Annotated in this window: 17 protein-coding genes and 5 tRNA genes; 9 read left to right on the plus strand and 13 right to left on the minus strand. The window is 58.5% G+C overall.

The annotated features are described in order from the left end of the window. The first annotated feature begins 44 nt into the window (after positions 1–44). From ACGHP1_RS09725 to ACGHP1_RS09735, 3 genes are read left to right on the plus strand one after another with little or no spacing between them, the layout of a single operon-like run. Positions 45–422 carry a hypothetical protein gene (locus ACGHP1_RS09725; protein ID WP_005945802.1) on the plus strand — a complete coding sequence of 126 codons (378 nt, stop codon included), beginning with the start codon at positions 45–47 and terminating at the stop codon, positions 420–422. 3 nt (positions 423–425) lie between these two features. Beyond that, positions 426–1,340 carry a DnaD domain-containing protein gene (locus ACGHP1_RS09730; protein WP_390509220.1) on the plus strand — a complete coding sequence of 305 codons (915 nt, stop codon included), beginning with the start codon at positions 426–428 and terminating at the stop codon, positions 1,338–1,340. Between the two features lie 9 nt (positions 1,341–1,349). After that, entirely contained in the window at positions 1,350–2,327 is a 978-nt protein-coding gene (locus ACGHP1_RS09735) for an ATP-binding protein (protein ID WP_097781685.1), read from the plus strand. Positions 2,328–2,365: 38 nt separating this feature from the next. Here ACGHP1_RS09735 and ACGHP1_RS09740 read toward each other — a convergent pair whose 3' ends face one another. The 3 genes from ACGHP1_RS09740 to ACGHP1_RS09750 form a co-directional block, all read right to left on the minus strand. Next, positions 2,366–3,154 carry an MBL fold metallo-hydrolase gene (locus ACGHP1_RS09740; protein WP_207698995.1) on the minus strand — a complete coding sequence of 263 codons (789 nt, stop codon included), beginning with the start codon at positions 3,152–3,154 and terminating at the stop codon, positions 2,366–2,368. Between the two features lie 66 nt (positions 3,155–3,220). Beyond that, entirely contained in the window at positions 3,221–4,504 is a 1,284-nt protein-coding gene (locus ACGHP1_RS09745; protein WP_196218898.1) for a UDP-N-acetylglucosamine 1-carboxyvinyltransferase, read from the minus strand. A gap of 269 nt (positions 4,505–4,773) precedes the next feature. Further along, positions 4,774–6,792 (minus strand): fructose-1,6-bisphosphatase, encoded by a 2,019-nt coding sequence (locus ACGHP1_RS09750; protein ID WP_207698997.1) that lies wholly within the window; start codon positions 6,790–6,792, stop codon positions 4,774–4,776. A gap of 155 nt (positions 6,793–6,947) precedes the next feature. Between ACGHP1_RS09750 and ACGHP1_RS09755 the strand changes: the two genes are divergently transcribed. Next, positions 6,948–7,868 carry a radical SAM protein gene (locus tag ACGHP1_RS09755; RefSeq protein ID WP_097781681.1) on the plus strand — a complete coding sequence of 307 codons (921 nt, stop codon included), beginning with the start codon at positions 6,948–6,950 and terminating at the stop codon, positions 7,866–7,868. A 144-nt stretch (positions 7,869–8,012) separates the two neighbouring features. Next, positions 8,013–9,101, plus strand: coding sequence for a sugar kinase (locus ACGHP1_RS09760; RefSeq protein WP_349935242.1), 1,089 nt, complete (start codon positions 8,013–8,015; stop codon positions 9,099–9,101). A gap of 59 nt (positions 9,102–9,160) precedes the next feature. On the opposite strand, the gene ACGHP1_RS09765 is transcribed toward ACGHP1_RS09760, so the two are convergent. The 3 genes from ACGHP1_RS09765 to ACGHP1_RS09775 are packed head-to-tail and all read right to left on the minus strand — an operon-like array spanning position 9,161 to position 12,854. After that, on the minus strand, positions 9,161–11,641 hold the full coding sequence (locus ACGHP1_RS09765; RefSeq protein ID WP_390509225.1) for an excinuclease ABC subunit UvrA: 2,481 nt from the start codon (positions 11,639–11,641) through the stop codon (positions 9,161–9,163). A 19-nt stretch (positions 11,642–11,660) separates the two neighbouring features. After that, entirely contained in the window at positions 11,661–11,846 is a 186-nt protein-coding gene (locus ACGHP1_RS09770) for a hypothetical protein (protein WP_371290749.1), read from the minus strand. Positions 11,847–11,864: 18 nt separating this feature from the next. Further along, positions 11,865–12,854, minus strand: a complete 990-nt coding sequence (locus ACGHP1_RS09775; protein WP_390509227.1) for a helix-turn-helix domain-containing protein — start codon at positions 12,852–12,854, stop codon at positions 11,865–11,867. Between the two features lie 170 nt (positions 12,855–13,024). On the opposite strand from ACGHP1_RS09775, the gene ACGHP1_RS09780 reads away from it, so the two are divergent. Then, positions 13,025–14,188 (plus strand): MFS transporter, encoded by a 1,164-nt coding sequence (locus ACGHP1_RS09780; protein ID WP_337679817.1) that lies wholly within the window; start codon positions 13,025–13,027, stop codon positions 14,186–14,188. 83 nt (positions 14,189–14,271) lie between these two features. On the opposite strand, the gene ACGHP1_RS09785 is transcribed toward ACGHP1_RS09780, so the two are convergent. Next, positions 14,272–14,649 (minus strand): PH domain-containing protein, encoded by a 378-nt coding sequence (locus tag ACGHP1_RS09785; protein ID WP_097775338.1) that lies wholly within the window; start codon positions 14,647–14,649, stop codon positions 14,272–14,274. 143 nt (positions 14,650–14,792) lie between these two features. On the opposite strand from ACGHP1_RS09785, the gene ACGHP1_RS09790 reads away from it, so the two are divergent. Beyond that, positions 14,793–15,782 (plus strand): nucleoid-associated protein, encoded by a 990-nt coding sequence (locus ACGHP1_RS09790; protein ID WP_005945773.1) that lies wholly within the window; start codon positions 14,793–14,795, stop codon positions 15,780–15,782. A 192-nt stretch (positions 15,783–15,974) separates the two neighbouring features. On the opposite strand, the gene ACGHP1_RS09795 is transcribed toward ACGHP1_RS09790, so the two are convergent. The 5 genes from ACGHP1_RS09795 to ACGHP1_RS09815 form a co-directional block, all read right to left on the minus strand. Next, positions 15,975–16,050: transfer RNA gene (locus tag ACGHP1_RS09795), tRNA-Gly, on the minus strand. 30 nt (positions 16,051–16,080) lie between these two features. Then, positions 16,081–16,156: transfer RNA gene (locus ACGHP1_RS09800), tRNA-Phe, on the minus strand. 168 nt (positions 16,157–16,324) lie between these two features. Continuing rightward, a tRNA-Asp gene (locus ACGHP1_RS09805) sits at positions 16,325–16,398 on the minus strand. 3 nt (positions 16,399–16,401) lie between these two features. Continuing rightward, a tRNA-Val gene (locus ACGHP1_RS09810) sits at positions 16,402–16,477 on the minus strand. Between the two features lie 6 nt (positions 16,478–16,483). After that, a tRNA-Gly gene (locus ACGHP1_RS09815) sits at positions 16,484–16,559 on the minus strand. Positions 16,560–16,900: 341 nt separating this feature from the next. Here ACGHP1_RS09815 and ACGHP1_RS09820 point away from each other — a divergent pair. Both ACGHP1_RS09820 and gltA read left to right on the plus strand, forming a co-directional pair. Continuing rightward, entirely contained in the window at positions 16,901–17,743 is an 843-nt protein-coding gene (locus tag ACGHP1_RS09820) for a sulfide/dihydroorotate dehydrogenase-like FAD/NAD-binding protein (protein WP_044954207.1), read from the plus strand. Between the two features lies 1 nt (position 17,744). Further along, on the plus strand, positions 17,745–19,139 hold the full coding sequence (gene gltA, locus ACGHP1_RS09825; RefSeq protein WP_005945766.1) for an NADPH-dependent glutamate synthase: 1,395 nt from the start codon (positions 17,745–17,747) through the stop codon (positions 19,137–19,139). 82 nt (positions 19,140–19,221) lie between these two features. Here gltA and ACGHP1_RS09830 read toward each other — a convergent pair whose 3' ends face one another. After that, positions 19,222–19,878, minus strand: coding sequence for a sortase (locus ACGHP1_RS09830; RefSeq protein WP_097775336.1), 657 nt, complete (start codon positions 19,876–19,878; stop codon positions 19,222–19,224). Between the last annotated feature and the right edge of the window lie 4 nt (positions 19,879–19,882).

A 19,882-nucleotide genomic window follows, 5' to 3' on the forward strand; every position in this document is an offset into this window, starting at 1 on the left:
TTTTGCTTACAGCCGCTCCCTGCAAAATACGAAAGGACTCTGCCATGATCTTTGTTCCCCTGTTGCATTACTTCAAATGCAAAAATTCCTACAGCGGCAACGAATACGGTCTGCGATACCGGATGATCCCCGGCAAGCGCACCGTGCCGGACCCGGACGGCGGCGAGGGTGCCACAAAAGAGGAAAGCATCCTCACCGTGGACTACTGGCCGGACCCCTGGACCATTGAAAAGACCGACCCTGCCCTGCGGGTGCAGAAGGTGTTTCCGCTCACCGACGAGGGCCGGGAGGCCACAGCCGCTTTTTTGCAGGACGCGTTCAATGCCGATCCTGACCGCTGGAAAAACTGTCCCAGCATGATGGACAGCGACCCGTGGGAGCCGCCTGCCGCCGAAGCCGAGCCGGACAAGCCGAAGGAATAAAACATGATCTATCGTTTAAAAGAACTCAAGGGCGATACCATTGCAGTGCCGCAGCTGGTGTTTTCCAAACTGGGCATCGCCGAAGAATACAATGTGCGCGTGGCTCTGTATGTGCTGGCGACCGGCATCACCGACCCGGACAAGATCTGTGCCGACCTCAAGCTGCGCAGCCGCATCAGCGCCGAGAGCGCCCTCTCCTTCTGGGCAGGCGCTGGCCTGCTGGAGCGGTACGAAGAGAACGCTGCACCGGGCGAGGAACCCAGCGCCCCCGCACCCATGACCTGGGCCGAGATCGCTGCGGCCAGCCGCACCGACCCCATGATCTCCAGCCTGATCGACTGCGCACAGACCGGCTTTGCCCGTCCGCTGACCCACAGGGAGATGGAAAAGCTGGTCAACCTTTATATGCAGGAGGGCTTTGCGCCGGAGACCGTGATGCTGTGCACCGCCTATGTTGCCAGCACCGGCCGCAGCACCATGGCCGCCGTAGTGCATGAGCTGAAGGTGTGGCGCACCGAGGGCGTGGAGACCGGTGAGCAGGCCGATGCCCACCTCAAACTGCTGGCACTGCGCCAGAGCCGCGAGCAGTATGTCAGCGGCCTTCTGAACATCCCGGAAAGCGAGCTGACCCTTGGCGGGCGCAAGGCCATTGCACGCTGGTACGAGGTTTACGGCTACGACGATGCCATGGTGCAGGAAGCTGCCGTGCAGGCCGGGGCCAAGCGCGACCTGTGGTACTGGAACAGTATCCTCAAAACATGGAACGCCAAGGGCCTGCGCACCGTGCACGATGTGCGCAGCCCGGTGGCTGCTGCAGGCGCAAGCCGAAACCTCCGGGTAGACCGCGAAGCCCCCAGCGGCAACGATTTCCTCAAGAACGCTGCCCGCCGCCGTCCGTTGAAAAAGAAGTCGGAATAAGGAGGAGCCATGCGTACCAAAAACGAACTGTATCAGGAAGCCATGCGCACCGTGGCCGCCCGGCGGCAGATGGCCAGAGCCAGAGCCGAGGATGCCCGCGCCGAAGCCGAAGCCGCCATTCCCGCCCTGCGCCATGCAGAAGAAGAGGTGCGGGTGCGGGGCATCCGCTGCGCACTGGCCGGTGCTGCGGGCAAGGACCGCACCGAAGCTGCCGCCGCCCTTGCCGATGCAAAGCAGAAGCTGACCGCCCTGCTGGCACAAAGCGGACGGCCCGCTGATGCACTGGAGCCGCGCTTTGTCTGCCCCAAATGTCAGGACACCGGCAGCGTGAATGGCCGCACCTGTGAGTGCGTGCACAAGGTGATGCAGCAGCTGCGCCGCAAGGAGATCGAGGCGCTGTCCAGCCTGTCCATTGCAAGCTTTGACACCATGGAGCTGCGCTATTACCCGAACCGTGCCGATGAAAAGGTGGGCGGCGCCATCCGCCCTTACATGGCCGATATGCTGGCAGACCTGCGCAGCTACGCGGAAGAGTTTGACCACCACAGCGAGAGCCTAATGCTGTTTGGCAATGCGGGCCTTGGCAAGACCCATGCGGCCCTTGCCATTGCGGGCATCGTGCTGGAAAAGGGCTACGATGTGATCTATGTTTCCAGCCCGGACTTTTTCTCCAAACTGGAAGGGCTGCACTTTGGTGCAGACCCGGCAGGCGAGGAGGAAACGCTGATGCAGACCGCTGCCGGGGCCGATTTGCTCATTCTGGATGATCTTGGCTCGGAGTTCAACTCTGCCTTCCTCATCAGCAGTCTGTACAGTCTGCTCAACAACCGGCTGGGTGCAAAGCTGCCCACCATCGTCACCACCAACATCACTGACGGTGCTCTGCTGGAAAAGCTGTATACCGAAAAAATTTCCAGCCGCCTTTCTGCCTTTGTCCCCTGCCTTTTTGCAGGCGATGACATCCGCACACAGAAAGCAGCTGAATAAAACAAACGGCAATGCAAATGCATTGCCGTTTGTTTTATTTAAAACTCTAATACAGGACTCATTTCGTTGCGGCGCTGTGCCTGCACGATGCAGTCCTTCTCCGGCACAACGCCCGCCGCGCCCAGCGTGTTGAACACGGTCTGCAGGGCAAGCGCAGGCGTGTTGTTCTCCTGCGAAAGATGGCACAGCGCAAACTTTTTGCACCCTTCCTGAATGAGTTCCAGCAGCTTTGCCGAGCACTCGTCGTTGGAAAGGTGGCCCCGGGTGCTTTCAATGCGTGCCCGTAAGTAATAGGGATACGGCCCGCTGCGCAGCATGTGCAGGTCGTAGTTGCTCTCCAGTGCCACAAGGTCGCAGCCGGAAAGCGCCTCGTGCACCGGCGGCGTGAGCATGCCAAGGTCGGTTGCAATGGTCATGGTCTTGCCGTCCGGGGTGTGGATGCGGTAGCCCACACAGGGCACATCGTGGCTGGTGGGAAAGCTCTGCACGCCAAACGCGCCCACGTCCTCTTCCCTGCCTTCCAGCTCGTGCAGCTCACAGCTGGCCGGTACAATGCCGTTGCTGTCCAGAAAATCCAGCGTTTCCGCTGCACCGTACACCGGCAGCGTGTTCTTTTTGAGGAAGGTGGAAAGCCCCTTCACATGGTCGCTGTGCTCGTGGGTGACAAGGATGCCGTCGCAGTCACTGGCGGCAAGGCCCAGCGCCTTGAGCGCCGCCGAGGTAGTGCGCACGCCCTTGCCCATATCTACAATGAGATACCGCTGCCCGCAGCGCACCACACTGCTGTTGCCGGAGGAACCCGAATATAACGAGATGAATTCTGCCATGAAAAACCTCTGATACACTCAAAAACAGCCCGCCGCATATGCAGCAGGCTGTTTGCTTTTTATAAGTTACAGTGCCTGATCCAGTGCAGCGGGCATACGCTCCACCTTGCTGATGTCTGCACCCAGACCGCGCAGCTTTTCCACGATATTCTCGTAGCCGCGCTCGATGTGGCCGATTTCCTCGATCTCACTGGTGCCGTCTGCCATCAGCGCAGCCACCACCATGGCAGCGCCTGCACGCAGATCCAGTGCGCGCAGCGGTGCAGGGGTGAGCTTATCCACGCCCTCAAACACAGCCACCTGACCGTCCACCTGCACGTTGGCACCCATCTTGCGCAGCTCGTCCACATAGCGGAAGCGGTTGTCCCACACGCTCTCGGTCACGGTGCTGGTGCCCTTGGCCACGCTCAGCAGCACGCCCATCAGGGGCTGCATGTCGGTGGGAAAGCCGGGATGCGGCATCGTGTTGATCTTCAGCGGCAGAATATCGCCGGTGCGGCGCACACGCACAGCATCGTCAAATTCTTCCACCTCCACGCCTGCACGGCGCAGCTTTTCGGTAATGGGTTCCAGATGCTTGGGGGTAACGTTCTTCACCAGAACATCGCCGCCGGTGGCAGCAGCAGCCACCATGTAGCTGCCAGCCTCAATCTGATCCGGGATGATGCTGTAGGTGCAGCCGTGCATCTTTTCCACGCCGCGCACCTTGATCACATCGGTGCCTGCGCCGCGGATGTTCGCACCGCACATATTCAGGAAGTTTGCCAGATCCACCACATGGGGTTCCTTGGCACAGTTTTCCAGAATGGTCTGGCCCTTGGCCATTACAGCGGAGAGCATACCGTTCATGGTAGCGCCCACGCTGACCTTATCAAAGAAGATGTGTGCACCGTTCATCTCCTTGGCGCGCACGGTGATCATGCCGTAGTCCACGCTGTCCTCTGCGCCCAGAGCACTGAACACCTTCAGGTGCTGGTCAATGGGGCGGGGGCCGAGGTTGCAGCCGCCGGGCATGGCCACCTGAGCCTTGCCAAAACGGGACAGCAGTGCGCCCAGAAAGTAGTAGCTGGCGCGCATCTGGCGGGACAGGTCGTCCGGGACGTTGGTGCCGGTCAGATGGGTGGTGTCGATCTCGTAGGTGTTGCGGTTGATCATTTTGATCTGTGCGCCCAGAACGCTGAGGATCTTCAGGCTCACCGCCACATCACTGATATCCGGCAGATTCTCGATCACACAGACATCCGCTGCCAGAATGGTTGCAGGCAGGACGCCCACCGCCGCATTTTTGGCACCCGAAATGGTAACTTCGCCGTGCAGGGGCTTGCCGCCCGTAATAACAAATTTCTCCAATTTTATGATCTCCTTGTCGGAGGCCCGCAGCCGCGGGCCTGTTAAGGTTCCTGAAAGCATTTTCCATAAAAGCTGCCTGATGTGCATGGGCCATAAGGCCGTACACGTACAGCTATCTTATTATACACAACTTTCACAAAAAAGCAAAGCCCCGTTTGGTGTTGTTTTATTATTTTCTGTTTTGCCCATTTTCGCGCAGGATATTCCAAAATTTTGATTTCTTTTTCAGGTATTTTACAAAAACCAGATACATTGCTGTTGCGCTTTCTTTACCAGATGTGGTCTTCGCACCGAGTCTCAGTGATCCAGCCCAGCTGGTAGGCAGCCACCAGCTGCTTGAGGTCGTGCACACGCTCCCGCAGCACCTCGCCCTCGTCGGTGTCCTCCACGAGAATGCGATGATTTTCGGTTTCCAGAATGTTTTTCTGGGAAATGATATCCAGATTATCCTTCACCGCTTTCTCGGCACTTTCAAAGGGCTGATGAGTGCGCAGGGACATGGTGCGGCTGGAATACACCAGCGTGTAGCCCGCAATGCCGGTCTTTTCGTGGTAGGCACGGCAGAAACCGCCGTCGATCACCACCAGCCGTCCGCCGCCCTTGATGGGGCTTTCGCCGTTCTTTTCCCGCACCGGCACGTGGCCGTTGACGATGTGGCTGGCACCGGGCAGGCCAAACTCGGCCAGAATGCGGCGGCAGACAGCCTCATCGTTATACCATGTATAATAGGGGTCCTTCACCTCGGTGTGGGTGGAAGCGTCCTCTATATAGAGCCGCTCAAAGGTGGTCATGGCACTGCGGCCAAACAGCGGCGAAAGCTTGCCGCACCACAGATACCACAAAAAATCCTGTCCGCTCTGGCGGGCAGCGCTGCCTTCCGGTGCATAGTAGCCCCGGCGGGCGCGGGCATCGCAGTAGTCCATCAGTGCGCGGCCGGAGTAGTAGCGGCCCTCAAAGCGCTCCATGGCAAAGGTGCCGCGGCTGGTCATGGGCACAGCCCCATGGTAGAGCAGGTTGCCGTTCTCAATGTGGTACACGCTGCCCTTTGCATAGAGAAATTCAACATGCTGCTGCAGTTTTTCGCTCTGGCGGAAGGACTGCACCAGCTTGCGCAGCACCAGCTGTTCATCCGGGTGCAGTGCGGCCGGGTCGGCGGGGTCCACCGTGGGGAACGAGGTATCCCGCAGCGGATACTCCTTTTCGCCGATCTTTACCGTGTGCTTTTCCCAGTCGATGCGGCGCAGATAATCTCGCTCCTGCATCTGGAAGTCCGGGTTGCGGTCGATGACATGGCACTCCAGCTTGAACATCAGAATGCTGATGGCCTTGTGCATCACGGCACAGCGGTGCAGCATTCCCCTGGTGTAGGGGCCGCGGGCCGCATCGGTATGAGGCATCCAGATGGAAAGATCATCATTGCCGTAGAACTGCTCGGCCATGCGCTGCAGATGGCGCAGGTTGATGCCGTAGCAGTCCTCCAGCATTCCGTGGTTATGATAAGCCAGCGTGGTCTTGAGCACCGTGCAGATGCAGATGGGGCTGCCCGCAGCGGCACCCATCCATACTACATCGTGGTTGCCCCACTGGATATCCACATTGTGGTGGCGCATGAGCAGATCGAGGATGATATCCGGGCGTGGGCCGCGGTCGAACAGGTCGCCCACGATGTGCAGCTTGTCCACTGCCAGATGCTTGATCAGCTCGCACAGCCGCACGATAAAGTGGTCGGCACGGCCATTTTCAATGATGCTGCCCACGATCTGGCCGTAGTACAGATCCTTGTCGTGATCCTCAAAATGGGCGTGGAGCAGCTCGTCCAGAATGTAGCCGCAGCTGGCAGGCAGGCATCTGCGCACATGGTCGCGGGTATGCTTGGAGGACACCAGACGGCAGATATCAATGAGACTCAGCAGCGTTTCGGTGTACCACTGATCCAGCGCTTCCTCACTGGTACAGCGTGCCTTGAGCTGGGGCAGCTTTTCGTTGGGGTAATAGATCAGCGTTGCCAGCTCGGCGCGGGTATGCTTCGGCACGGTATCGCCCAGCACCTGATCCACTTTTTCGCGAATGACACCGGAAGCGGAATTCAGAATATGCACAAAAGCTTCATTCTCGCCGTGCAGGTCGCTCATGAAGTGCTCGGTACCCTTGGGCAGCTTGAGCAGTGCCTGCGTGCTGATGATCTCGCTGGCTGCCGCCGCCTGCGAAGGATAATCCCGCGAGAGCAGGGTCAGGTACTTGAGATTATCGCGGATCTCATCGGTTTCGGTGCGCATGGTCTCCTCCATCACAACGTTCTCTCCGCCGCAGTCCGCCACACGGACCTTGCAAAGATGTTGCTTTCCATATGTATTATTTTTTCCTTATCTTATAGTATAGCACGTCCGGGGCGAAAAGTGGTATACTGGGGCTGACAAACTTTCAGCAAAGGACTTTGGATATTATGCCGAAAAGCGATTTCGTCTCCGTTCCCTCTTCCTGCACCCTCTGCCCGCGCCGGTGCGGGGCCGACCGTGCTGCCGGACGCACCGGTTTCTGCGGCGCGGGCGGCACCTTAAAAGCAGCCCGCGCTGCCCTGCACTACTGGGAGGAGCCATGCATCAGCGGCACAAAGGGCAGCGGCACGGTGTTCTTTTCCGGCTGCACCCTCAAATGCTGCTTCTGCCAGAACTATCCCATCAGCGCCGAGGGCCTTGGCAAGGAGATCAGCGTGGAACATCTGGCAGAGATTTTCCTGAATCTGCAGGAGCAGGGTGCCAACAACATCAATCTGGTCACGCCCGGCCAGTGGCGGCCCTGGATCATTGCCGCGCTGGATATTGCCCGGGCTAAGGGCCTGCATCTGCCCATCGTATGCAACACCGGCGGCTACGAAACGGTGGAAAGCGTGGAAGCATGGCGCGGATACATCGACATCTGGCTGGCCGACCTGAAATACGTCTCCTCCGCCCTCTCGGCAGAGCTTTCCTCTGCACCGGACTATTTTGCGCAGGCAAAGCCCGCCATTGAAGCCATGATGGCACAGGCCGGGCACCCGGTGTTCAATGCAGAGGGCATCCTGCAAAAGGGGGTCATTCTGCGGCACCTTGCCCTGCCCGGCCATGTTGACGACAGCTTTGCGGTGCTTGACCAGATGGCCGCGTGGAACGATGCAGACCCCGAGTGCTTCATCCCCAGCGTCATGAGCCAGTACACACCGTTTTACAAAGCCGCAGAGCACGGCATCGGACGGCGCATTACCACCTATGAATACCGCCGGGTGGTCAACTATGCCATGGACAAGGGACTGGCGCAGGGCTACATGCAGCAGAAGAGCAGCGCGAAGGAAGAGTATACGCCTTCTTTCGATTTGACAGGGGTATGAATTCGTCAAATCTCCCAAAAAAGGCCGATTATTTTCTCTTGCATCCCCGCGGAAGTGCTTGCAATCCCACCCGGGCCGGATTATAATGGATACAACGATGTGTTAACAGAACTCTGATGAGCTGTAAATATCAGGAGGAGCGTTATGGAACATTTTAACCCGATCCTTGGCAACGATACCACCGGCCAGAAATTCATCACCTGCGGTGAGATCATGCTGCGCCTGACCCCGCCGAACTACGAGAAGATCCGTATGGCATCCGGCTTTGAGGCCAGCTACGGCGGCAGCGAGGCCAACATTGCACTGGCACTGGCTAACCTTGGTGTGGACAGCACCTTCTTCAGCGTGGTGCCCAACAACAGTCTGGGCAAGAGCGCCGTGCGCTGGCTGCGTTCCAACGACGTGCACTGCACCCCTATGATCCTGACCGAGCCGAACGAGACTCCTTCCAACCGTCTGGGTACTTATTATCTGGAGACCGGCTACGGCATCCGCCCGTCCAAGGTCATCTATGACCGCAAGCACAGTGCCATTACTGAGTACGATTTCTCGCAGGTGGATCTGGATGCTTTGCTGGACGGCTACGACTGGCTGCACCTGAGCGGCATCACCCCAGCACTGGCACCCAACTGCCGCACCCTCATTCTGGATATGCTCAAGGTCGCCAAAAACAAGGGCCTGACCGTCAGCTTCGACGGCAATTTCCGCTCCACCCTGTGGAGCTGGGAAGAAGCCCGCGATTTCTGCACCGAGTGCCTGCCCTATGTGGATGTGCTGCTTGGCATTGAGCCGTACCACCTGTGGAAGGATGAGAGCGACCACTCCAAGGGCGACTGGAAGGACGGCGTTCCTCTGCAGCCCAGCTATGAGCAGCAGGACGAGATTTTCCAGCACTTCATCGAGCGGTATCCCAACCTCAAGTGCATTGCCCGTCATGTGCGTTATGCGCACAGCGGCAGCGAGAACAGCCTGAAGGCCTTCATGTGGTACGACGGCCACACCTTCGAGAGCAAGCTGTTCACCTTCAATATTCTGGATCGTGTGGGCGGCGGCGATGCTTTCGCCAGCGGCCTGATCTACGCCATGCTGCACGATTACAAGGCTATGGACATGATCAACTTTGCGGTGGCAAGCAGCGCCATCAAGCACACCATCCACGGCGATGCCAACATCACCGATGATGTGAGCACTATCCGCAACCTGATGAACATGAACTACGATATTAAGCGGTAAGTTTTATCGCCGTACAGAGAACGCCCGCCGGGTCTCCCCGGCGGGCGTTGCTTTTTCTATCAGATATACCGCCCGGTGATGCTCTCCGGGTTCTGTCTTACCTGTTCCGGCGTACCTGCCGCCACGATGCGTCCGCCGGCATCGCCGCCGCCCGGCCCCATATCCACAAGGTAATCCGCATTGCGGATCACATCCAGATCATGCTCAATGACCACCACGGTGGCACCGTTCCCGATCAGCTTCTGGAACACACCCAGCAGGGTCTGTACATCCAGCGGATGCAGGCCGATGGTGGGTTCATCGAACACGAACACACTGTCTGCCTGCCCCTTGCCCATCTCGCTGGCAAGCTTCAGCCGCTGGGCTTCGCCGCCGGAAAGGCTGGGTGTCTCCTCGCCAAGGGTCAGGTAGCCAAGGCCCAATTCTTTCAGTACCTGCAGGCGCTGGCGCACAAGTTTGCAGTCCGCACAGGCTTCCAATGCAGTGGACACATCCATGTCCATCAGGTCGGCCATGGAGGCTGGTTCGCCGTTCGCCGTGGGCAGCTTCACTGCCGCCGCTTCCCGGCTGTAACGCGAACCGCCGCAGTCCGGGCAGGGCACTTCTACGTCCGGCAAAAACTGCACATCCAAACTGATGACGCCGGTGCCGTCACAGGTGGGGCACCGCAGCTTACCGGTGTTGTAGGAGAAATCGCCCGCCTTATAGCCGTGGTCTTTGGCATCCTGCGTTTTGGCAAACAGCTTGCGCAGCTCATCGTGCACATTGGCATAGGTGGCCACGGTGGAGCGCACATTGATACCGATGGGCGTTGCATCGATCAGCTTCACCTGTGCGATTTCCTCGGCCTCCACGCTTTTCACATGCGCTGGCAGGGCCGTGCCGTTCACCTTTGCCTGCAAGGCCGGGACCAGGCTTTCCAAAATCAGGGTGGTCTTGCCGCTGCCGGACACACCCGTAACCACGGTCAACCGCCCCTTGGGCAGTTCCAGTTCCAGCGGCTTCACAGTATGGATGGCCGAGGTTGCCAGATGGATGCGGCCCTGTGCAAACAGCTCATTTTCCGGCACATGAGGCCGGGCGTTCACCCCCGCCCTGCCTGCAAGAAACGGGCCGATCTGAGAAGCCGCGTTCTGTTCAATTTCCGGAATGCTGCCCTGCGCGATCACATGTCCACCCTTTGCACCGGCTTCCGGCCCCATCTCAATCAGCCAGTCAGCTTCCTTTAAAATTTGGGTATCGTGATCCACCAGCACCACTGAGTTGCCGTCGGTCACAAGGTCGTGCATCACATCGGTCAGGCCTTCAATGTTAGAAGGATGCAGGCCGATGGACGGCTCGTCCAGCACATAGAGCACACCGGTGGTACGGTTGCGCACCGCGCGGGCCAGCTGCATCCGCTGGCGCTCACCGGTGGAAAGAGTGGAAGCGGAGCGGTCCAGCGTCAGGTAGCCAAGGCCCAGCGAGAGCAGCCGTGCCGCTGCCGTCTGGAAGGATTCGCAGATATTGCGGGCCATGGGCCGCATCTCTTCCGGCAGACTGTCCGGCACACCCGCCACCCAATCGGTAAGCTGCACAAGAGTCATCTGACAAGCCTTGTCCAGCGTGATGCCCCGCAGCTTTGGGGTACGAGCCGCATTACACAGCCGGGTGCCGCCGCAGTCCGGGCAGATGCCTTGCCGCAGGAACTTTTCCACCCGCTTCATGCCCTTTTCATCCTTGACCTTGGAGAGGGCGTTCTCCACGGTATAGGTGGCATTGAAATAGGTAAAATCCAGCTCCCCGGCCTGATTGGAATTTTTGTTATGATAAAAAATGTGCTTTTTCTCCGCCGGGCCATGGAAAACGATATCCTTTTCCCGGTCGGTCAGGTCGCGGAAGGGCACATCGGTGCGCACGCCCATCTCCCGGCAGATATCCACCATCAGCGACCACATCAGGCTCTTCCACGGGGCCACGGCACCTTCGTCGATCGTAAGAGAATCGTCCGGCACAAGGGTGCTCTCGTCCACGGTCATCACCATGCCGGTACCGCTGCAGGTGCGGCAGGCACCCTGACTGTTGAAGGCAAATTCTTCAGCGGAAAGCGCGCGCACGCTGGCACCGCACTGCGGGCAGAGCAGCGGCTTTTCTGCCGCCACGGCAAGGCTGGGTTCCAGCCAGTGGCCGCACTGCGGGCAGGGATAGCTGGAAAGACGGGAGAACATCAGGCGCAGACTGTTCAGCAGTTCCGTGCCGGTACCAAAGGTGCTGCGGATGCCCGGCACAGCGGGCCGCTGATGCAGTGCCAGTGCAGCCGGAACATACAGCACTTCGTCCACCGATGCCTTTGCCGCCTGCGTCATGCGGCGGCGCGTATAGGTGGAAAGTGCGTCCAGATACCGGCGGGAGCCTTCGGCGTAAAGCACGCCCAGCGCAAGGCTGGACTTGCCCGAACCGGACACGCCCGCCACACCCACGATTTTGCCCAGCGGCACATCCACATTCACGTTTTTCAGGTTGTGCACCCGCGCGCCGCGGATCCTGATATGGTCGACCATCTTCTTTTCCCCCCTGCCGTCACCGCTTCTTTTTTAAATAGTATCCAATGCCAATGGCATCTGCCAGCGCCCAGCCGACGGGCACGCTGAGCCAGATGCCGGTAACGCCCATCGGCGTGGCCGAAAGCAGATAGGCCAGCATCAGCGGCAGAGCAAACAGCAAAATGCTGCCGGTGATGGGGCCTTTGGTCAAACTACGCTGCATTGTTTCCGATTCTCCTTTTTATACCGCTGTTTCAGCCGGTGCACTGGCTCTGCCGCCGTCCCGCCTTGAAAGAGACTGCTCTCTTCCTGCAAACTTCTGACGGTACTCTCTGGGCGTGCAGTGCTTGATCTCCCGGAAGGTCTTTGTAAAGTAGCTGGTATCCGAAAAGCCGCAGTCGGCACCGATCTCGCCGATCTTCATGCTGGTGGAAAGCAGCAGCTCGGCGGCCTTTTCAATGCGGTACTGCTTGACATACTGGATGGGTGTGATCCCCAGCAGCTGCCGGAAGCTGCGCAGGCAGGCGCTCTCACTCAGGGCCACGCAGTCGGAAATGCGCTCCACGTTCAGTTCCTCAGCATAATGCTCTTCCACAAAACGCAGCATCTGTTTCATGCGCTGGGCCGCGATCTGCTCCTGCTGAGAGACCTTTGTTTTTCCACCCTCGCACTGCATTCCCAGCAGATGCACCGCCGCCGAAAGATGGTACCGCGCCTGATTCTCATAGTCAAAGACCTCTTGGGCCACTGCGTCCCAGACTTCCCGCAAATGGCAGAGCACGGCCTTCTGCCCGTCGTCTGCCTCGTCCAGCAGAAAGAACGCCGGTGCTCCCGGCTGAAGCAGCGGGTGTACGAGCTTTTGCCAGAAGATGGTATCCATGCCGCCGATCAGGCGTGGATGGAATACCCCGGAATGCAGCAGGGCATCCCCGGTCTCAGCCTGCTCCACCGCATGGAACACTCCGGAATTGACAAACACGCCCTGCCCGGTCTGCAAAACCAGCCGGGCTTTGCTCACGTCCACCGCCAGCGGGCCTTTTACGGCAAGGATGTATTCAAACTCTTCATGCCAATGCCATGCTACCGAGTAGCTTTTGAGGTCCTCTTCATAGCAGGCAATAGGAAACAGTGCGCTGCCGTGCTGCACCAGTTCCCTGCCCTCGTCATCCGCCACAACATCCGGCAGGCAGTTGAGCCCGCCCGCTGCTGCACAGCTGGTCTGAAATGCCACGATCAGCCATCTCCTTTCCGTCAAGGTGCGCATCCGCATCCGCGCCGGTTTTGTTGTATCAATCGGGCGTTTTTATCCTAACATTCAGCCCTGATGTGTGATATTATTACATTAGCAAAGTACAAGATGCATTGCAAGTATAACACGCTTCCCGGAGGAACTCAAGATTTATGGTACAGCTTCTGCTTCCGATCATTTACATCTCGTTCATCAGTCTGGGCCTGCCGGATTCCCTGCTGGGGTCGGCGTGGCCCTCCATGTATCCGGCGCTCGGTGTGCCGGTGTCCTATGCGGGGCTGATCTCCATGATCATCTCCTTTGGCACCATTGTTTCCAGCCTGAACAGCGACCGGCTCACCCGTGCGCTGGGTACCGGAAAAGTGACCGCCCTCAGTGTGGCCATGACAGCTGCCGCGCTGTTCGGCTTTTCGGTCTCCACACAGTTCTGGATGCTCTGCCTGTGGGCCGTGCCCTATGGGCTGGGTGCAGGCAGCGTGGACGCGGCCCTGAACAACTATGTTGCCTTACATTATAAAAGCCGCCACATGAGCTGGCTGCACTGCATGTGGGGCATCGGCACCATGATCAGCCCCATGGTCATGGGCCGGGTGCTGGCAGGCGGCGGGCCGTGGACATCCGGCTACCGGTACATTGCCCTGTTTCAGATCCTGCTGAGCGCAGTGCTCTTTTTCAGTTTGCCGCTATGGCAGAGCCGTACTGCAGGCACCGACACCGAAACTGCTTCGACGCAGGCGTTGAGCCTTGGACAGGTATTCCGTCTGCCGGGTGCCAGAGAGGTGATGCTGTGCTTCTTCTGCTACTGTGCATTGGAGACCACGGCCGGTCTATGGGCCAGCAGCTACCTCACACTGACGAAAGGCGTTGCCGCCGGCACTGCCGCCAGCTTTGCCAGCCTGTTCTACATCGGCATCACTGCCGGGCGCGCCGCCTGCGGCTTTTTGACCCTGAAATTCAACGATACGCAGATGATCCGCATGGGTCAGTGCATTCTGGCCGCAGGGGTGCTGGCTCTGCTGCTGCCCGGGCCGCAGATCCTTGCCCTGAGCGGTCTTGTTCTGGTGGGGCTGGGCTGTGCGCCCATCTATCCCAGCATCATTCACTCCACGCCGGAACACTTCGGCGCGGACAGATCGCAGGCGGTCATCGGCATCCAGATGGCAAGCGCCTATTTGGGCAATCTGGCCATGCCGCCGCTGTTCGGCCTGCTGGCAAACAACATCACTCCGGCACTGTTCCCTTTTTACCTGCTGGCACTGCTGGTGCTCATGGTATTCATGCACGAACAGCTGGTGCGCAAAACAAGCCGCTGCTAATTCTGCCATTCTCCTATTTCATATACAGCAAAAGGCTCCCTGTCCGGTCTCGGGCGGGGAGCCTGCTGTTTTAAAGGAGTTATTTACAGGATGCACCGGCTGATGGCGTTGGCGACCGCAAACAGTTCCTGCTGGCCGATAAAGCCGAACTTTGCCTCGTGTGCGTCCGCAAAGCAGACGGTCAGCTGCGATGCCTGCACCGGGTCGCCAAAGCCTGCCGTCTGGATCCCGAAGTGCAGCACCTTGCGGTACGGCAGCACAAAGATCTGCTGCCGGGTTCCAGTAACGCCCTGCATATCCACCATGATGATGCGGTGGGTGGTAAAGATCACCTGATCGCGCACCGTCTTGTAGGCACCCACGATGCTCTCACCGTCCAGCAGCAGCGCGCGGGCATTTTTGCAGATGTCCTTTTCCTGAAGGCGGATGAGGTTTTCCATTGGCTTATCACGGAATTCCATGGTTTTTGTCCCCTTTCCTGCGTGGTTTTCTGCCCTTATTGTAGCATTCCTGCAGGCGGTTTACAAGATGTGCTCTCGCCTTTTGGGCCGGGCTGTGCTATACTGTATGCCAAAGAGATTCTTATAAAAACGAGGTAACTCCCATGGAGATCATCATTCATCAGGCCATTCTGCACGTGCTGGACACCACCATGGATGCGCCTGTACTCAGCGGCAGCGGCATGGAAATGACCGCCGAAAAGACCGCCTATTTCCAGTACCACATCGAAAAGCTGCTTGCCAGCGACGATATCCGCCAGTGCCGCCCGCTGCCGGATTCCGCCTTTAAAAACGAGCTGGAGCACAACCACGATTTTGTGGACCTCTCCTGCCGCATCGCGGGCGTTCTGTTCGACTACATGCACGCGCACACCACCATTCCGGGGGCAGACCTTGCCGTGGTGGATTTTACCCGCGATGGTGAGCCGTGGCTGGGCATCCTGAAGCTGAACTACAAAAACGGCTACACCCACTACACCGAGAATGTGGAGGGTGCCCCGGTGAACTCCATCATACAGCAGCGGGCCTGCCTGCCCAGCCAGAGCGGCAAGGTGGAGGAAGGTGCCCTTGTCAATCTGACCGACTACTCCATGAAGCTGCTGGAAAAAAAGTTCGACATCGACGGCCACAAGGATTTTTACCTTTCCACGGTAGTGTTCCAGTACACCACCGCCCAGCCGGAAAAGAAAAAGCTGCAGGCCATTCAGGAAGCCGCCGTGCAGGCCGTGCAGGAAAACTACGCAGATCAGCCCCACGTAGAGGCTCAGGTCGCGATGCTGATCGCCAATCAGGCCGCAGACAACGACAATCAGGTATCCATCCAGCAGGTGCGTCAGCAGTTGGAAGAGGAATATCCCCTTGCCGCCGTGCCCTTTGATGATTATGTGGAAAAGAGTGATGTGCTGGAAGCGCCTGAGCAGCCCGTGACCGTGACCCCTGCGCGCATCCGCCGCATGGAGAGCCGCAGCATCCACACCGCCAACGGCATTGAGGTGAAGATTCCCACCGAACTGCTCAACTCGGACAACGAGGTGGAATTTCTGCACAGCGACGACGGCAGCATTTCGCTGCTCATTAAAAATGTGATCCTGTAAGAAACGATTTAAAATTGTCTCCGCGCACGGATCGCGCTCCGACAATATCAGCGGAATCATTATTTTCATATTTGCAAAAGCCGAAAAATCTGCGGATTTTCCGGCTTTTCTTTTTTCACAGGAAGGAGCCGTAACGGGAAACAACAAAAAAGCCATCGTTTTTGCATTTCTGCATCAACGATGGCTTCGTATTGGAGCGGCCGACGAGGCTCGAACTCGCTACCTCCACCTTGGCAAGGTGGCGCTCTACCAGATGAGCTACGGCCGCATATTGGAAACCCTGCTGGATTTCCTTAGCTGGTGCCTCCGATCGGAATCGAACCAATGACACGGGGATTTTCAGTCCCCTGCTCTACCGACTGAGCTACAGAGGCATAAGCGGTGCAATTATCCCTGCACCCTCCCGAGCGATTCTCGCGAATTTCGGGGCCCCCGCGAAAGCTTGCGAAGCAAGATTTTGTGGGGAAGAGGAGAAAGTCTGGCGTTCATCACGGCAGTCTTGCTTGCAAGAGCGCCCGATGAACTGCAGGACTTTCGACGAGCGACCCGGATCGGGCTCGAACCGACGACCCCCAGCGTGACAGGCTGGTGCTCTAACCAACTGAGCTACCGGGCCAAATGGTGGAAGTTAACGGGCTCGAACCGCTGACCCTCTGCTTGTAAGGCAGATGCTCTCCCAGCTGAGCTAAACTTCCACAAAATGGAGCGGCCGACGAGGCTCGAACTCGCTACCTCCACCTTGGCAAGGTGGCACTCTACCAGATGAGCTACGGCCGCACATTCCACGTGTTTGTGCCGGACTGTTTACCGGCGACGCTGATTATTATACCGTACTGCCCGGAAATTGTCAACCACAAATTTGCATTTTCTGCAAAAAAGTTGGAAACCCGCCTGTCTGTATTCAAAAGACTTCACTTTTGCGGGCTTTACCTGTGTTATCATTCAAGTTTGCCACGACATACACGAAGAAAATTGATTTGCTTTCCCTTTTGTAAACTATTATAATGGAAAGTGTCATTTTGTCGCCTGTAAGAGCTGCGTCTGTTATGCCGCTGAGGGCATACAGGCGCGTTTTCGTGCGCAGAAATAGGAAAAGCCAGCATAAAGGAGCAAACACAATGTATAAGATCACTGAAAAAGTCGCGCTGAATCCCACCGTGACGAAGATGGTCATTGAAGCCCCGCTGATCGCCAAAAAGGCAAAGCCGGGCCAGTTTATCATTGTGCGCCCGTTTGAGGACAGCGAGCGCATCCCCCTGACCGTGGCCGGTTACGACCGCGAAAAGGGCACTGTGGATATCATTTTTCAGATCGTGGGCGGTACCACGATGGAGCTGAACAGCCTGCAGGTGGGCCAGAGTGTCCACGACTTTGTAGGCCCGCTGGGCCGCGCCACCGAGGTGGAAGGCCTGAAGAAGGTATGTGTCGTGGGCGGCGGCGTAGGCTGCGCCATCGCTCTGCCCATTGCCCGTGAGCTGCACGAGCAGGGCTGTGTGGTGCACAGCGTGGTGGGCTTCCGCAATAAGGACCTGCTGATCCTTGAGGACGAGTTCAAAGCCTGCAGCGACGAGCTGCGCATTATGACCGACGACGGCAGCTATGGCACCAAGGGTGTTGTTACCGCTGCACTGGACGAGCTGGTGGCCGCCGGCAACCAGTACGATCTGGTCATCACCATTGGCCCGCTGATCATGATGAAGTTCGTGGTCAAGACCTGCCAGAAGCATGGCCTGAAGAGCATTGTTTCCATGAACCCCATCATGATCGACGGCACCGGCATGTGCGGCGGCTGCCGCCTGACCGTTGGCGGCGAGACCAAGTTCGCCTGCGTGGACGGCCCCGACTTTGACGGCGATCTGGTGGATTTTGATGAGGCAATGGCCCGCGGCACCATGTACCGCCCGTTTGAGGCACACGCTCGTGAAGCGGCATGCAATCTGCTCAATCAGGAGGTAAAATAAGATGGCTTTCAATATGGACCCGAAGAAGTGCCCCATGCCCACGCAGGACCCCAATGTGCGCAACAAGAACTTTAAGGAAGTTGCACTTGGCTACACCGAAGAAATGGCCGTGAACGAAGCAAAGCGCTGCGTGCACTGCAAGAACAAACCCTGCCAGACCGGCTGCCCTGTAGGCATCGATATCCCCGAGTTCATCGGCCATGTGGCCGAGGGCGACTTTGAAGCCGCTTATCAGGTGATCAACCGTTCCTCTTCCCTGCCCGCTGTCTGCGGCCGTGTATGCCCGCAGGAGAGCCAGTGCGAGGGCAAGTGCACCCGCGGCATCAAGAACGAGCCGGTGGGCATCGGCCGCCTGGAGCGCTTTGTTGCCGACTGGCACCGTGAGAATGTGCACACCGCCCCCATCGTGCCCGAATGGAACGGCCATAAGGTGGCCATCATCGGCGCAGGCCCTGCCGGCCTGACCGCCGCAGGCGATCTGGCAAAGCTTGGCTACAAGGTCACCGTTTACGAGGCCCTGCATGTGGCCGGCGGCGTGCTGATGTACGGCATCCCTGAGTTCCGTCTGCCCAAGGCCATCGTGCAGCAGGAGATCGACGGCCTGAAGAAGATGGGCGTTGATTTTGAGTGCAATATGGTCATTGGCAAGGTGCTCACCATCGACGAGCTGATGGACGAGTACGGCTACGAGGCCGTGTTCGTAGGCTCCGGTGCCGGTCTGCCCCGCTTCATGGGCATCCCCGGCGAGAGCCTGAAGGGCGTCTACTCTGCCAACGAGTTCCTGACCCGCTCCAACCTGATGAAGGCTTATCTGCCCACCAGCAAGACCCCCATCCGCACCGGCAAAAAGGTCGCCGTTGTGGGCGGCGGCAACGTGGCTATGGACGCTGCCCGCAGCGCCCTGCGTCTGGGTGCCGAGACCGTGTACATCGTCTACCGCCGCGGCATGGCTGAGCTGCCCGCCCGTAAGGAAGAGGTGGAGCACGCCGAGGAAGAGGGCATCATCTTCAAGACCCTGTGCAACCCTGTGGAGATCCACGCCAACGACGAGGGCTTTGTCAAGTCCATCACCTGCATTGAGATGGAGCTGGGCGAGCCGGATGCTTCCGGCCGCCGCCGCCCCATCGAAAAGAAGGGCAGCGAGTTCGAGCTGGACGTGGACACCGTAATCATGAGCCTGGGCACCAGCCCCAACCCGCTGATCCGCTCCACCACCCCGGGTCTGGAGACCAACAAGCACGGCTGCATCGTTACCGACGGCGACGACGGCAAGACCAGCCGCGATGGTGTGTACGCCGGCGGCGATGCCGTGACCGGCGCAGCCACCGTCATCAAGGCCATGGGCGCAGGCAAGGCTGCTGCAAAGGCCATTGACGAGTACATTCAGAGCAAGTAATTCCCTGTGAAGGTGGGCACCGCCCACTGAATACCGGATATGAAAAATCCCCTGTGCCAGTGCACAGGGGATTTTTTGCATCTTATTCTGCGGTCTCCGTTGTGAGCGCCGGGTAGCCCGTCCGCACGCACCGTACAGCGCACCGGGCGCTGCCGCCGGTGGTACAGGTAAAGAGGGTCAGATCCCATTCATCGGACTCCTCCGTCTTTTCGGTCATTTCCTCAATTTGCGTAGGCTGCAGGTTTTCTACATAAGAGACCTCGTAGGTCCAGCGCATACCGTCCATATCCGTAAAATAGACCTGCGCGCCCTCGGTCAGCCACTTGATGGGGCTGAAATGCTTTGCATAGTTGTGGGCGCAGACCACCATGTTATCCGCATAGGTGGAACCGGAGTAACGGCCCGGTGCGATTTTCAGGCCCGCATAGCTCCACTGGCTCATCACCGGCAGTTCCAGCCCGATGGACGGAATGGACAGATAGCCGATGTAATCCCAGCCGTTCAGTTCGGTCACGGTCATTTCCTGCGTGGGGTCCAGCTCCGGCTGCAGCGCCACGGTATCCGATTTTGCCTTTTCCTCAATGGCAGCGTTCAGGGTCTGCTCCAGCTCGCCCAGCACCTCCTGCGAGGCCTTGTCTGCACGGGATGCATCCCACTTGTTATAGGCCAGCAGGGCTGCTGCCGCAAGGATCAGCAGCGCGCCCAGCACCATACACACTCTTCCGATTTTCTGTCGCATAGCA

It is taken from the genome of Faecalibacterium sp. i21-0019-B1 (genome assembly GCF_042852915.1).
Classification (GTDB): Bacteria; Bacillota; Clostridia; order Oscillospirales; family Ruminococcaceae; genus Faecalibacterium; species Faecalibacterium taiwanense.

Coding starts and splice junctions, on each gene's coding strand:
- ACGHP1_RS09770 (WP_371290749.1), bottom strand. CDS start 11,846: ATGCAGCGTAGTTTGACCAAAGGCCCCATCACCGGCAGCATTTTGCTG.
- ACGHP1_RS09830 (WP_097775336.1), bottom strand. CDS start 19,878: ATGCGACAGAAAATCGGAAGAGTGTGTATGGTGCTGGGCGCGCTGCTG.
- ACGHP1_RS09735 (WP_097781685.1), top strand. CDS start 1,350: ATGCGTACCAAAAACGAACTGTATCAGGAAGCCATGCGCACCGTGGCC.
- ACGHP1_RS09755 (WP_097781681.1), top strand. CDS start 6,948: ATGCCGAAAAGCGATTTCGTCTCCGTTCCCTCTTCCTGCACCCTCTGC.
- ACGHP1_RS09820 (WP_044954207.1), top strand. CDS start 16,901: ATGTATAAGATCACTGAAAAAGTCGCGCTGAATCCCACCGTGACGAAG.
- ACGHP1_RS09780 (WP_337679817.1), top strand. CDS start 13,025: ATGGTACAGCTTCTGCTTCCGATCATTTACATCTCGTTCATCAGTCTG.
- ACGHP1_RS09785 (WP_097775338.1), bottom strand. CDS start 14,649: ATGGAATTCCGTGATAAGCCAATGGAAAACCTCATCCGCCTTCAGGAA.
- ACGHP1_RS09790 (WP_005945773.1), top strand. CDS start 14,793: ATGGAGATCATCATTCATCAGGCCATTCTGCACGTGCTGGACACCACC.
- ACGHP1_RS09765 (WP_390509225.1), bottom strand. CDS start 11,641: ATGGTCGACCATATCAGGATCCGCGGCGCGCGGGTGCACAACCTGAAA.
- ACGHP1_RS09730 (WP_390509220.1), top strand. CDS start 426: ATGATCTATCGTTTAAAAGAACTCAAGGGCGATACCATTGCAGTGCCG.
- ACGHP1_RS09740 (WP_207698995.1), bottom strand. CDS start 3,154: ATGGCAGAATTCATCTCGTTATATTCGGGTTCCTCCGGCAACAGCAGT.
- ACGHP1_RS09750 (WP_207698997.1), bottom strand. CDS start 6,792: ATGGAGGAGACCATGCGCACCGAAACCGATGAGATCCGCGATAATCTC.
- gltA (WP_005945766.1), top strand. CDS start 17,745: ATGGCTTTCAATATGGACCCGAAGAAGTGCCCCATGCCCACGCAGGAC.
- ACGHP1_RS09725 (WP_005945802.1), top strand. CDS start 45: ATGATCTTTGTTCCCCTGTTGCATTACTTCAAATGCAAAAATTCCTAC.
- ACGHP1_RS09760 (WP_349935242.1), top strand. CDS start 8,013: ATGGAACATTTTAACCCGATCCTTGGCAACGATACCACCGGCCAGAAA.